The following is a 12017-nucleotide window of genomic DNA, read 5'->3' on the forward strand; positions in this document are numbered from 1 at the left end:
GTCGGATGTTCCGTGCATTTTCGTGCTGAATAGGCATAATACGCGGCTTCGATTTTTGACTCATTTTGACCTGACAGTCTTTTTATGCAGAAAGAGCCTCGCAAAGTTCGTGAATTTCGTCGCCGTGAACAGGAGATTCTCGATACCGCCCTCAAGCTGTTCCTCGAACAGGGGGAAGACAGCGTAACGGTCGAGATGATCGCGGATGCCGTCGGCATCGGCAAAGGCACGATCTACAAGCACTTCAAGTCCAAGGCGGAGATCTACCTGCGCCTGATGCTGGACTACGAGCGCGATCTCGCCGCCCTGTTCCATTCCGAAGACGTAGCCCGCGACAAGGAAGCCCTGTCGCGTGCCTACTTCGAGTTCCGCATGCGCGATCCGCAGCGCTACCGCCTGTTCGACCGCCTGGAAGAGAAGGTGGTGAAGACCAGCCAGGTGCCGGAGATGGTCGAGGAGCTGCACAAGATCCGCGCCTCCAACTTCGAACGCCTGACCCAACTGATCAAGGAGCGTATCGCCGACGGCAAGCTGGAGAACGTTCCGCCGTACTTCCATTATTGCGCTGCCTGGGCGTTGGTGCATGGCGCCGTGGCGCTGTACCACTCGCCGTTCTGGCGCGAGGTGCTGGAAGACCAGGAAGGTTTCTTCCACTTCCTGATGGATATCGGCGTGCGCATGGGCAACAAGCGCAAGCGCGAAGGCGACGCTCCCAGCGCCTGATACCTGTGGTGCCGGGACGCAGTCACTGCGCCCCGCGCACTCTTTGCCGGCAGGGATATACTCGTCGCCCATCGATCCGCCGGCGGGACGTCGGCTGCCCATTTCCGGCGAATCCGCCGGTGGCTCCACGTTCGTTCAGGAGTTCTCCGATGAGTGTCCGTGAATTCCCCATCCACTACATCGAACCGGTGTTCCGGCCCCCGAGCGAGGCGCATTCGCTGATCCTCCCGGTGACCAATGGCTGTTCCTGGAACAAATGCGGCTTTTGCGAGATGTATACCCAGCCGCAAAAGAAATTTCGCGCCCGCGACGAGAACGAGGTACTGGAGGAGATCCGCCGCTGCGGCGAGCGCCTGATCGTCAAGCGGGTGTTTCTCGCCGATGGCGACGCCCTGGTATTGCCGACCCGCCGGCTGCTCGCGGTGCTGCAGGCGATTCGCGAGCACTTGCCGGAGGTGGAGCGGGTATCCAGCTACTGCCTGCCGCGCAACCTGCGCAGGAAGTCGGTCGACGAGTTGCGCGAACTGGCCGACGCCGGGCTGCGAATGGCCTATGTCGGCGCCGAGTCCGGCGACGACGAAGTGCTGGCGCGGGTCAACAAGGGCGAGACCTATTCCTCTACCCTGGATGCGCTGGAAAAGCTTGGCGAGGCGGGGATCAGTCGTTCGGTGATGATCCTCAACGGTCTGGGCGGAATGACCCTGAGCGCGCAGCACGCGGACAACTCCGCGCGCCTGATGAACGCCGCCCAGCCGGAGTACCTGTCGACCCTGGTGGTGAGTTTCCCTACCGGCGAGCAGCGTTTCCGTGCTGGCTTCGCCGATTTCGAGGCGCTGGATCGGCGTGCCCTGTTCGTCGAGGTCGAACGCCTGTTGCAGGGTTTGGAGCTCGAAGACACGGTATTTCGCAGCGACCACGCTTCCAACTATCTGGTGCTCAAGGGCGAACTGGGTGCCGACAAGGCGCGCCTGCTGGCCGAGGTCCGCCAGGCCATCGAGCAGCCGCAGCACGCTGCCCTGCGCCAGGAGTGGCAGCGTGGCCTGTGATGGCGCGGAAGCTGCATCGGCTCGTCATTCGCCGGTTTTCCGACGCCGGCAGGGGAGATGACCGATGTTGCACCTGTTCCGTATCGCCCTGGCGATGCTCCTCCTGGGCAGCCTGTCCGCCTGCATGAAGCCCAGCGACCTGGCCGACGGCGCCGACTACTACCTGCGCGACGCCGGGGTGCTCGATCACAGCGCCAGCCAGCGCAGCAACAACCGGCGGATCCAGGCCGACTCCTTCATCTACATCGGCCAGGGCCCGTTCGTGCCGCCGGGCTACCGGTACGCGCGGCCGAACGTGGTGGCCGAGCAGGCCTTCGAAGGTTTCGTCGAGTATTTCCCGCTGGTGCGCCGCGCCAAGGCGCCGCTCGGCCTGGACGACGCGATGCGCGAGGCGCGTGCCGCCGGCGCTCACTACCTGCTGTACTGCCGTTTCGCCCGGGGCGACAACAGGATCGGCAACTGGGAGGAGTGGGAAGACGAAGAGGAACTCGGCCGGGTCGGGCGCGATCGCAGTGTCATCCAGGTCATGCTGATCGAGACCAGCACCCGTTTCCTGGTGGACAGCGCGACCATCCGCAGCCGCGGCGGTTTCCTGACGTTCTACGACGCCACCCCGGAAGACCTGCTGCGTCCCCCGCTGGAGCAATACGCCCAGGAATTGCTGGGCCTGAACAGTCGAGGAACAGGCTATGAGTGATACCGGCAAGGCCAACGACCTGCTGGCGCAGATCCCCAGGGGCGAAAAGAAGGGCCTGCCGCCCGTGCACCTGTGGAATCCGCCGTTCTGCGGCGACATCGACATGCGCATCGCCCGCGACGGCACCTGGTTCTACCTGGGCACGCCGATCGGACGCAAGCCGATGGTGAAGCTGTTCTCCAGCATCATTCGCCGCGACGGCGACGACTATTTCCTGGTGACTCCGGTGGAAAAGGTCGGTATCCGCGTCGACGATGCGCCCTTCGTCGCGGTGACCCTGCAGGTGCAGGGCGAGGGCGGGGCGCAGGTACTGCGCTTCGCCACCAACGTCGAGGACGAGGTCGAGGCGGACGCCGGGCATCCGCTGCGCGTCGAGATCGACCCCCGCAGCCAGGAACCCACGCCCTACCTGCGGGTGCGCGACAACCTCGAGGCGCTGGTGCATCGCAACGTGTTCTACCAGCTGGTCGAGCTGGCGGTGCCGCGCCGGATCGACGGCATCGAATGGCTCGGCGTCTGGAGCCACGGCGAGTTCTTTCCCATCGGCCCGCAGCCGGACTGACAGGCGCAGCATGAAAAAAGGCTCCCGAGGGAGCCTTTTTCGTTTGCCTTACATGTTGGGGTAGTTCGGCCCGCCGGTACCTTCCGGCGCCACCCAGGTGATGTTCTGCGCCGGGTCCTTGATGTCGCAGGTCTTGCAGTGCACGCAGTTCTGCGCGTTGATCTGGAAGCGCTTGCTGCCGTCGTCGTTGGCCACCACTTCGTACACGCCTGCCGGGCAGTAGCGCTGGGCCGGCTCGTCGTAGAGCGGCAGGTTCTTCTCGATCGGAATGCTCGCATCGGCCAGCTTGAGGTGGATCGGCTGGTCTTCCTCGTGGTTGGTATTGGAGAGGAACACCGAGGACAGCTTGTCGAAGCTGAGCTTGCCGTCCGGCTTCGGGTAGTCGATCTTCGGCGCTTCGCTGGCCTTTTTCAGGCAGGCGTAGTCCGGCTTGTCGTCATGCAGGGTGACGGGGATCTTGCCGCCGAAGATGTTCTGGTCGATGAAGTTGAACGCGCCGCCGCCGATAGCGCCGAACTTGTGGATGGCCGCGCCGAAGTTGCGGCTGCGGAACAGTTCGTCGTACAACCAGCTGGCCTTGAACGCATCGACGTAGCTGGACAGCTCGTCGCCGCCTTCGCGGCCGGCGGCCAGGGCCTCGGCGATCGCGTCGGCGGCGAGCATGCCGGACTTCATCGCGGTGTGGCTGCCCTTGATCTTGGCGAAGTTCAGGGTGCCGAGGTCACAACCGATCAGCGCGCCGCCGGGGAAGACCATCTTCGGCAGCGAATTCAGGCCGCCCTTGCAGATGGCCCGGGCGCCGTAGGCCACGCGCTTGCCGCCTTCCAGGTACTGCTTGACCACCGGGTGGTGCTTGTAGCGCTGGAACTCGTCGAACGGCGACAGGTGAGGGTTGCTGTAGGACAGGTCGATGATCAGGCCGACGAACACCTGGTTGTTCTCCAGGTGGTAGAGGAACGAGCCGCCGGTATTTTCGTCGTTCAGCGGCCAGCCGGCGGTATGGACCACCAGGCCGGGCTTGTGCTTGGACGGGTCGATGTCCCAGATTTCCTTGATGCCGATACCGTAGTGCTGGGCATCGGCCTCGCTGTCCAGGTTGTATTTCTTGATCAGTTGCTTGCCGATGTGCCCGCGGCAGCCTTCGGCGAACAGGGTGTACTTGGCCCGCAGCTCCATGCCGGGGGTGTAGTAGCCTTCTTTCGGGTTGCCTTCGCGGTCGACGCCGAGGTCGCCGGTGACGATGCCGCGGACCACGCCGTTCTCGTCGATCAGCGCTTCCTGGGCGGCGAAGCCCGGATAGATCTCCACGCCCAGTCCTTCGGCCTGCTGGGCCAGCCAGCGGCAGAGGTTGCCCAGGGAGATGATATAGTTGCCCTCGTTGTGCATGGTCTTGGGCACGAAGAAGTTGGGCACCTTGGTAGCGCTCTCGGCGCTCTTCAGGACGTAGATGTCGTCGCCGGTCACCGGGGTATTGAGCGGCGCGCCGAGTTCCTTCCAGTCGGGGAACAGCTCGTTCAGCGCGCGCGGCTCGAACACCGCGCCGGAGAGGATGTGGGCGCCCACTTCGGAACCCTTCTCGACCACGCAGACGCTGATCTCTTGACCGGCTTCGGCGGCCTTCTGCTTCAGTCGGCATGCGGCGGACAGACCGGCGGGGCCGGCGCCGACGATGACGACGTCGAATTCCATGTATTCGCGTTCCACTATCGATCTCCTACTCAAGGCTCACGGTATCTGTTTATTGGTGGCTGAGATCTTTCCCTGATCAGAGCGGGCGCATTATATATAGCTGCATGGGCAGGTCCAATACAAACGTTTGTTTGAATTCTTTGGAAGCCTGATAGAATCGGCATTCGAGGGGGGGAAACCACCCTTTTGCCGTATTGACCGAAAAGGGTGATCCGGTCAAGATACGGGCGGTTTTGCGGTCGCTGTCTAGCAGAGTGTCGGTTTCCGGCCGGCGAGCATCACCGGCCAGGCCTGTCTGGCGACATCCTTATTCACCGGAGAATAACGAGGAATCCATGAAGGTTCTTGTAGCAGTCAAACGAGTGGTCGACTACAACGTCAAGGTCCGCGTCAAGGCGGACAACTCCGGCGTCGACCTCGCCAACGTCAAGATGTCCATGAACCCCTTCTGCGAAATCGCCGTGGAAGAAGCCGTGCGCCTGAAAGAGAAGGGCGTGGCTACCGAGATCGTCGCTGTCTCCGTCGGCCCGACCGCCGCCCAGGAGCAACTGCGCACCGCGCTGGCGCTGGGCGCTGACCGTGCGATCCTGGTGGAGAGCAACGACGAGCTGAACTCCCTGGCCGTGGCCAAGCTGCTCAAGGCCGTGGTCGACAAGGAGCAGCCGCAGCTGGTGATCCTCGGCAAGCAGGCCATCGACAGCGACAACAACCAGACCGGCCAGATGCTCGCCGCGCTGACCGGCTACGCCCAGGGCACCTTCGCCTCCAAGGTCGAGGTCGCTGGCGACAAGGTCAACGTGACCCGCGAGATCGATGGCGGTCTGCAGACCGTCGCGCTGAACCTGCCGGCCATCGTCACCACCGACCTGCGCCTGAACGAGCCGCGCTACGCGTCGCTGCCGAACATCATGAAAGCCAAGAAGAAGCCGCTGGACGTGGTGACCCCGGACGCCCTGGGCGTTTCCACCGCTTCCACCGTGAAGACCCTGAAGGTCGAGGCGCCGGCTGCACGCTCCGCTGGCATCAAGGTCAAGTCCGTGGCTGAACTGGTAGAGAAACTGAAGAACGAGGCGAAGGTAATCTAATGGCTATCCTGGTTATCGCTGAGCACAACAACGCGGCCCTGGCGGCTGCCACCCTGAACACCGTTGCCGCTGCCAAGGCCATTGGCGGCGACATCCACGTGCTGGTCGCCGGACAGAACGTTGCCGCCGTGGCCGAAGCCGCCGCCAAGGTCGAGGGCGTCTCCAAGGTGCTGGTCGCCGACAACGCCGCCTACGCCCACCAACTGCCGGAAAACGTTGCACCGCTGATCGCCGAGCTGGGCAAGAACTACAGCCACGTGCTGGCCCCGGCTACCACCAACGGCAAGAACTTCCTGCCGCGCGTCGCCGCGCTGCTGGACGTCGACCAGATCTCCGAGATCGTCGAAGTGGTCAGCCCCGACACCTTCAAGCGTCCGATCTACGCCGGTAACGCCATCGCTACCGTGCAGTCCTCGGCTGCGGTCAAGGTGATCACCGTGCGTACCACCGGCTTCGACGCCGTCGCCGCCGAAGGCGGTTCGGCTGCCGTCGAGCAGGTTTCCGGCCCGGCCGATGCCGGCAAGTCCGCCTTCGTCGGCGAAGAGCTGGCCAAGTCCGACCGTCCGGAACTGACCGCTGCCAAGATCGTGGTCTCCGGCGGCCGCGGCATGCAGAACGGCGACAACTTCAAGATCCTCTACGCCCTGGCCGACAAGCTGGGTGCCGCAGTCGGCGCTTCCCGCGCCGCGGTCGACGCCGGTTTCGTGCCGAACGACATGCAGGTCGGCCAGACCGGCAAGATCGTCGCCCCGCAGCTGTACATCGCGGTGGGCATCTCCGGTGCCATCCAGCACCTGGCGGGCATGAAGGACTCGAAGGTGATCGTCGCGATCAACAAGGACGAAGAGGCGCCGATCTTCCAGGTCGCCGACTACGGCCTGGTCGCCGACCTGTTCGACGCCGTACCGGAGCTGGAAAAGGCCGTCTGAGCCCGATTCCAAGCCGACAAGACCCGCTCCCCGGAGCGGGTTTTTTTATGTCCGGGCTGCGACGCGTGACCCTTTGGTCACGATTCCTGCCTTCGGTCCGCCCAAGCGGAGGTGTCTCATTTACAATGCGCGACGTCTCTAGCTCCTGAATGTGCTTTTCCGGCATCTAGCAACCGAGGTTTTCATGATCATCAAACCGCGCGTGCGTGGCTTCATCTGCGTCACTACCCATCCGGCAGGCTGCGAGGCCAACGTCAAGCAACAGATCGACTACGTCGAGGCCAAGGGCCCCGTCGTCAACGGACCGAAGAAGGTCCTGGTCATCGGTTCCTCCACCGGCTATGGCCTGGCTGCCCGCATCACCGCCGCGTTCGGTTCCGGCGCCGATACCCTCGGGGTGTTCTTCGAGCGTCCGGGCAGCGAGAGCAAGCCGGGCACCGCCGGCTGGTACAACTCGGCGGCCTTCGAGAAGTTCGCCCACGAGAAAGGCCTGTATGCCCGCAGCATCAATGGCGACGCTTTCTCCGACGAGGTGAAGCGGCTGACCATCGAGACCATCAAGCGCGATCTCGGCAAGGTCGACCTGGTGGTCTACAGCCTGGCCGCGCCGCGCCGTACCCATCCGAAGAGCGGCGAAGTGTTCTCCTCGACCCTCAAGCCGATCGGCAAGTCGGTCAGCTTCCGTGGCCTGGACACCGACAAGGAAGTGATCAAGGACGTGGTCCTGGAGGCGGCCAGCGACCAGGAAGTCGCCGATACCGTTGCGGTGATGGGCGGCGAGGACTGGCAGATGTGGATCGACGCGCTGCTGGAGGCCGACGTGCTGGCCGACGGCGCGAAGACCACCGCGTTCACCTACCTGGGCGAGAAGATCACCCACGACATCTACTGGAACGGTTCCATCGGCGCAGCCAAGAAGGATCTCGACCAGAAGGTCCTCGGTATCCGCGACAAGCTCGCCCCGCTGGGCGGCGACGCGCGCGTGTCGGTGCTCAAGGCGGTGGTGACCCAGGCCAGCTCGGCGATCCCGATGATGCCGCTGTACCTGTCGCTGCTGTTCAAGGTGATGAAGGAGCAGGGTACCCACGAAGGTTGCATCGAGCAGGTCGACGGCCTGTACCGGGAGAGCCTGTACGGCGCCGAGCCGCGCCTCGACGAGGAAGGCCGCCTGCGTGCCGACTACAAGGAACTGCAGCCGGAAGTGCAGTCCCGTGTCGAGGAGCTGTGGGACAAGGTAACCAACGAGAACCTTTACGAATTGACCGACTTCGCCGGCTACAAGAGCGAGTTCCTCAACCTGTTCGGTTTCGAGGTCGCTGGGGTCGACTACGAGCAGGACGTCAACCCGGACGTGCAGATCGCCAACCTGATCCAGGCCTGAGGCCTGGATCCGAGCCGTCCTCGCGACGGCTCCCGCTCCCCCGAACCGGCGCCCAGGCGCCGGTTCGCGTTTTCAGCGACCGGCCACCTGGGCGTTCCGTACGCCGTCGAGGAAGGCCTGGTAGTGCTGCGCGGTTTCCTCCGGGCGTTCGACCATCGGCACGTGTCCGCAGTTTTCCATGATCACCACGCTGGGCCGCTTCAGCAGCGGACGCATCACCTCGATGCTGGAGACGTCCAGCACGCGGTCGCGGTCGCCCCAGAGCAGCAGGGTCGGTGCCTCGATCTTCGGCAGTTCCGGCTCCAGCGGGATGTAGCGCTGGCGCAGTTGTTCGAATATCTGCGCGTTGAACGCCGACGCGGCTACCGCGCGTTCGCCGAGGTAGCGCTTGAGCGGCGCCGGCAGCGGCGGTTGCTGGACGAACACGAAGTCGAGCAGCTTCTGGAAGTCTTCCGGCTGGCGCACCACCAGGGGATTCTCGCCGCGCTCCAGGTCCTCGAACAGTTCGCTCTTGCGCGCCGGCATCACCCCGGCGTTGTCGATCAGCGCCAGCGATAGCACCTGTTCCGGATGGCGCGCCGCGTAGAGCGCGGCGATGTGCCCGCCCATGGAGTTGCCGGCCAGGTGCAGGCGGCGCACGCCGATGGCGGCGGCGAAATTGGCGACTCGCTCGGCCTGGGTGCCGACGTCGTAGCTGGCCTGTTGCGGCTTGCTGCTGTCGCCGAAGCCGGGCAGGTCGAGGGCGACCACATGGTAGCGCTCGGTCAGCGGCCGGGCGAAGCGCAGCCAGTTGTCCTTGTCGGCGCCGAAGCCGTGGATCAGCAACAGGGTCGGGTTCTTCTCCGAGCCACCTTCCAGGTAGGCGATCTCCAGGTTGTCGACCTGCACGCTGTGCTCGCTGAGACCGGCGAGACCGCGCTCGACGGTGCGTACGCTGGCGAGGAGGGTAGCCGGGACGAAGTAGAGGACGCCGGCGGCGACCGCCAGCAGCAGAACCAGACCGAGGAGGAATCGTTTCATGGGTGTCCGAAGGCTTCAGGAAAAAAGGGGCCAGCGCTGAACGCTAGCCGTGCCGGCCCGCTGTCGCAAGCCTTGTGACGAGTCTAGGCGTGCTGCCGGTGGTCGGCGCCGAACCTAAGGACGGCGGTTCATTCGCCGGGTCGATAGAGATGTCGATGCTCGGCGCGGTACAGCGAAGAGTCGGCGAAGCCTTCGGCGGCCAGCACCTCGCCGACCAGGATCAGCGCGGTGCGGCGGAAATTCCTGGCGGCGACCTTGGGCAGGATGTCGCCGAGGGTGCCGCGAACCTGTTCCTGGTCGGGCCAACTGGCCCGGTGGATCACCGCGACCGGGCAGTCGGCGCCGTAGTGCGGCAGCAGTTCCTCGACGATCTTCGCCAGGTGGGCGACGCCCAGGTGGATCGCCAGGGTCGCCCGGTGCCGCGCCAGGTCACCCAGGCTCTCGCCTTCCGGCATCTTCGTGCGTGCGGCGTAGCGGGTCAGGATCAGCGTCTGGGACACTTCGGGCAGGGTCAGCTCGCAGCCGAGCAGGGCGGCGCAGGCGGCGGTGGCGGTGACCCCGGGGACGATCTCATAGGGGATGCCGAGTTCGCGCAGGTGGCGGATCTGCTCGCCGATGGCGCCGTACAGGGAGGGATCGCCGGAATGCACGCGGGCTACGTCGAGGCCGCGGCGATGGGCTTGCGCGAGTAGCTCGACGATCTGTTCGAGGTCCAGCTCGGCGGTGTTCACCACCTGGCCGGCCTGGTGCCCCTCGAGCAGCGCTTGCGGAACCAGCGAGCCGGCGTAGAGGATCACCGGGCACTGGCGGATCAGGCGCTGCCCCTTGACGGTGATCAGGTCGGGGTCGCCGGGACCGGCGCCGATGAAATAGACGGTCATGGGAGTTCTCGTTCGGTGAGAAGACGTGCCAGGGCGATGCTCGCCCGATCGTTGCTGCGTTTCGCCCCGAGCAGATCGGCGCGACCGCCACCCAGGCGTTCGGCCAGGGCCAGGGCGGCGGCCTCGGCGACGCTGGAGCAGCCGGTTTCGCGCAGCGCGACGGCGGAGGGGCTGAGCAGGCGCGGCTCGTAGTCGTGCAGGACGGCGGGTGCGAGGAAATGCAAGGGGCGTTCGAGCAGCGTGGCCAGTTGCCGCAGGCCGGGTTCGTCGCGTTTGCCGTCGATGCTGGCGAGGGCGTCCAGCTCGGCCAGGCTGCGCCCGTGTTCGCCCAGCGTTCGCTCCAGCAGCGCGCGCAGATGCTCGGCGCTACAGCCTCGGCGGCAGCCGATGCCGGCGATCAGCAGGCTGGGGATGGGCAGGGGCATGCGCGCACCGGAGGAAATGGAAGGAGAGGCACTATGGACCCGCGACCGGCAAGGGTCGCGGGTGGCAGGCGGTCAGGCGTCGACGCCGCCCCGGTTGCGCCGGAACAGCCAGGCAGCGGCCAGGCCGAGGGCGGCCCAGAACAGCGCATTGCTGACCAGCGAGGCGACCACGAAACGCTGGGCCAGGGCTTCCGGCGCCAGGCTGGCATGGACCTCGGGCTGCGGCGCGCCGAACAGGTGCGGCAGCGCCAGCAGGACGGCGCCGACCAGCTTCAGCGGCCAGTTGCCGCCGAACACCAGCAGGGCCAGGCCCACCGCGGTGGCGGCGGCGGTGGCGATCCACCAGTACTGGCGTTGCACCAGGTCGGCCGCGGCGGTACCCGGCAGCTCCGGCGGCAGGCCCAGCGACGGCGCAAGGCAGAACACCGCGTAGCCGGCCAGGCCCCAGAGCAGGCCCTGCCAGGTCTGGCCCGGCGCGCGCAGGGTGAAGAGGCCGGCGAGCATCAGGGCGAAGCCGACCGCCACCACCAGGTTGCCGCCGGTGGTGGAGAGGGTACGCTGCCAGCCGTCCTCCGGCTCCCAGGCCTCCTCGTCGTGGACATGGGCGGCGACGCCGGGGGCGTGTTCGTGGGGCTGGGCCGCGACCGGCTCGCTCTTCTCGTAGGTCTCCGCCTCGAGGATCAGCGGGGTGACCCAGAGAATCTGCAGCAGGGTCAGCAGCAGGGCGGCGAGCAGGCCGGCGAAGCCGGCGGTCTGGGCGATGCGCTTGATCATTCTGGTTCCCTCGCGACTCAGTGGCAGGGGAAGCCGGAGCTGTGCCGGGTATCGTGGGCGGCGTTGTGTACCGCGTCGATGTGCGAGAAACCGGCGAAATAGACCAGCAGCGCGCCGAGCAGGCCGGCGCCGATGGCCAGGCTCAGTCGCTTCGACAGGGAGGTGGTGGAGCTGGCGTGCGCCAGGGTGCTGCTGGACATTGTGCGTTCCCTCTGGATTGGCATGGGCGTGGCAGAGGAGTACGCACGAGGAACGGGCCCGGACGGCCCGCTTCACGCTTGCGCCCGCCCACCGCGGGTGAATCAAACGAAAGGTTCCAGGCCGGTCTCCGGGCTCGCGCGCGATGCGCTTACCGTTGCGGGGGCAGCGCCGGACTGGCTCGGAGAGCGTCACCGGCTTCCCGTTTCACCTCGTGCGCGCCGGCACGAGACACCTGGGACAACCCGCCTAGGACAGCATGAAGGACCGCCGGGCGTCAACCGGCCCGATTGACCCTGGCCCGCGCACTGCGTAGCCTTGCCGGTTCGAGGTTCCTCGCCGGCGACGGCGGGGCTAAGAGGGAACGCGGTCGATGCCGCGGCTGCCCCCGCAACTGTGAACGGCGATCGTTCCCCAATGCCACTGCGTGACGCGGGAAGGCGGGGAACCGGCGGAGACGCCAGACCGTGAGCCAGGAGACCTGCCTCGTCGATCCCGTGGCGCGATGCCCGGGGACAAGACTTCCATACAACCGGGCGGGGTGATCCGGTGGCGAATCCGTTGCGCGGCCCCTGCGTCCGCGCCACTCGTCCGCATGCCCGCCGAG

The 12017-nt window shown here is 65.8% G+C and carries 13 protein-coding genes and 2 riboswitches; of the genes, 7 read left to right on the forward strand and 6 right to left on the reverse strand.

What is annotated here, in order from left to right; translation table 11 throughout:
- The first annotated feature begins 84 nt into the window (after positions 1-84).
- From FHW81_RS06665 to FHW81_RS06680, 4 genes are all read left to right on the forward strand, one after another.
- A complete protein-coding gene (locus FHW81_RS06665; RefSeq protein ID WP_003091114.1) occupies positions 85-723 on the forward strand; it encodes a TetR/AcrR family transcriptional regulator in 639 nt (212 codons plus the stop codon).
- Positions 724-872: 149 nt separating this feature from the next.
- Positions 873-1769, forward strand: coding sequence for a radical SAM protein (locus FHW81_RS06670; protein WP_003091113.1), 897 nt, complete (start codon positions 873-875; stop codon positions 1767-1769).
- A 64-nt stretch (positions 1770-1833) separates the two neighbouring features.
- Complete coding sequence (locus tag FHW81_RS06675; RefSeq protein WP_003091112.1) at positions 1834-2466, forward strand: DUF4823 domain-containing protein; 633 nt, start codon at positions 1834-1836, stop codon at positions 2464-2466.
- On the forward strand, positions 2459-3028 hold the full coding sequence (locus FHW81_RS06680; RefSeq protein WP_003160628.1) for a DUF1285 domain-containing protein: 570 nt from the start codon (positions 2459-2461) through the stop codon (positions 3026-3028). The genes FHW81_RS06675 and FHW81_RS06680 overlap by 8 nt, the downstream gene beginning before the upstream one ends.
- A gap of 48 nt (positions 3029-3076) precedes the next feature.
- Here the strand turns inward: FHW81_RS06680 and FHW81_RS06685 are convergent, their stop codons facing one another.
- A complete protein-coding gene (locus FHW81_RS06685) occupies positions 3077-4732 on the reverse strand; it encodes an electron transfer flavoprotein-ubiquinone oxidoreductase (RefSeq protein ID WP_003102932.1) in 1656 nt (551 codons plus the stop codon).
- Positions 4733-5052: 320 nt separating this feature from the next.
- Between FHW81_RS06685 and FHW81_RS06690 the strand changes: the two genes are divergently transcribed.
- From FHW81_RS06690 to fabV, 3 genes are all read left to right on the forward strand, one after another.
- Positions 5053-5802, forward strand: a complete 750-nt coding sequence (locus tag FHW81_RS06690; protein ID WP_003091107.1) for an electron transfer flavoprotein subunit beta/FixA family protein — start codon at positions 5053-5055, stop codon at positions 5800-5802.
- Complete coding sequence (locus tag FHW81_RS06695) at positions 5802-6731, forward strand: electron transfer flavoprotein subunit alpha/FixB family protein (protein ID WP_003091099.1); 930 nt, start codon at positions 5802-5804, stop codon at positions 6729-6731. The genes FHW81_RS06690 and FHW81_RS06695 overlap by 1 nt, the downstream gene beginning before the upstream one ends.
- A gap of 184 nt (positions 6732-6915) precedes the next feature.
- On the forward strand, positions 6916-8112 hold the full coding sequence (gene fabV, locus FHW81_RS06700; RefSeq protein WP_003102929.1) for an enoyl-ACP reductase FabV: 1197 nt from the start codon (positions 6916-6918) through the stop codon (positions 8110-8112).
- A 72-nt stretch (positions 8113-8184) separates the two neighbouring features.
- On the opposite strand, the gene FHW81_RS06705 is transcribed toward fabV, so the two are convergent.
- The 5 genes from FHW81_RS06705 to FHW81_RS06725 all read right to left on the reverse strand — a co-directional run bounded on the left by FHW81_RS06705 (position 8185) and on the right by FHW81_RS06725 (position 11412).
- On the reverse strand, positions 8185-9132 hold the full coding sequence (locus FHW81_RS06705) for an alpha/beta fold hydrolase (protein WP_003091085.1): 948 nt from the start codon (positions 9130-9132) through the stop codon (positions 8185-8187).
- Positions 9133-9260: 128 nt separating this feature from the next.
- Complete coding sequence (gene cobM / locus FHW81_RS06710; protein ID WP_003102926.1) at positions 9261-10013, reverse strand: precorrin-4 C(11)-methyltransferase; 753 nt, start codon at positions 10011-10013, stop codon at positions 9261-9263.
- Positions 10010-10438, reverse strand: coding sequence for a cobalamin biosynthesis protein (locus tag FHW81_RS06715; RefSeq protein WP_003118080.1), 429 nt, complete (start codon positions 10436-10438; stop codon positions 10010-10012). The genes cobM and FHW81_RS06715 overlap by 4 nt, the downstream gene beginning before the upstream one ends.
- Positions 10439-10510: 72 nt before the next feature.
- Positions 10511-11212 (reverse strand): CbtA family protein, encoded by a 702-nt coding sequence (locus FHW81_RS06720; protein ID WP_003091061.1) that lies wholly within the window; start codon positions 11210-11212, stop codon positions 10511-10513.
- 17 nt (positions 11213-11229) lie between these two features.
- On the reverse strand, positions 11230-11412 hold the full coding sequence (locus FHW81_RS06725; protein ID WP_003091059.1) for a CbtB domain-containing protein: 183 nt from the start codon (positions 11410-11412) through the stop codon (positions 11230-11232).
- A 102-nt stretch (positions 11413-11514) separates the two neighbouring features.
- Positions 11515-11664: riboswitch (cobalamin riboswitch) on the reverse strand.
- 58 nt (positions 11665-11722) lie between these two features.
- Positions 11723-11913, forward strand: a riboswitch (cobalamin riboswitch).
- The last annotated feature ends 104 nt before the right edge of the window (positions 11914-12017 follow it).

This window comes from Pseudomonas sp. RC10-4-2 (assembly GCF_050433085.1).
Classification (GTDB): domain Bacteria; phylum Pseudomonadota; class Gammaproteobacteria; order Pseudomonadales; family Pseudomonadaceae; genus Pseudomonas; species Pseudomonas aeruginosa.

Coding starts and splice junctions, on each gene's coding strand:
- FHW81_RS06675 (WP_003091112.1), top strand. CDS start 1,834: ATGTTGCACCTGTTCCGTATCGCCCTGGCGATGCTCCTCCTGGGCAGC.
- FHW81_RS06705 (WP_003091085.1), bottom strand. CDS start 9,132: ATGAAACGATTCCTCCTCGGTCTGGTTCTGCTGCTGGCGGTCGCCGCC.
- FHW81_RS06695 (WP_003091099.1), top strand. CDS start 5,802: ATGGCTATCCTGGTTATCGCTGAGCACAACAACGCGGCCCTGGCGGCT.
- FHW81_RS06665 (WP_003091114.1), top strand. CDS start 85: ATGCAGAAAGAGCCTCGCAAAGTTCGTGAATTTCGTCGCCGTGAACAG.
- FHW81_RS06720 (WP_003091061.1), bottom strand. CDS start 11,212: ATGATCAAGCGCATCGCCCAGACCGCCGGCTTCGCCGGCCTGCTCGCC.
- FHW81_RS06680 (WP_003160628.1), top strand. CDS start 2,459: ATGAGTGATACCGGCAAGGCCAACGACCTGCTGGCGCAGATCCCCAGG.
- cobM (WP_003102926.1), bottom strand. CDS start 10,013: ATGACCGTCTATTTCATCGGCGCCGGTCCCGGCGACCCCGACCTGATC.
- FHW81_RS06715 (WP_003118080.1), bottom strand. CDS start 10,438: ATGCCCCTGCCCATCCCCAGCCTGCTGATCGCCGGCATCGGCTGCCGC.
- FHW81_RS06670 (WP_003091113.1), top strand. CDS start 873: ATGAGTGTCCGTGAATTCCCCATCCACTACATCGAACCGGTGTTCCGG.
- FHW81_RS06725 (WP_003091059.1), bottom strand. CDS start 11,412: ATGTCCAGCAGCACCCTGGCGCACGCCAGCTCCACCACCTCCCTGTCG.
- fabV (WP_003102929.1), top strand. CDS start 6,916: ATGATCATCAAACCGCGCGTGCGTGGCTTCATCTGCGTCACTACCCAT.
- FHW81_RS06690 (WP_003091107.1), top strand. CDS start 5,053: ATGAAGGTTCTTGTAGCAGTCAAACGAGTGGTCGACTACAACGTCAAG.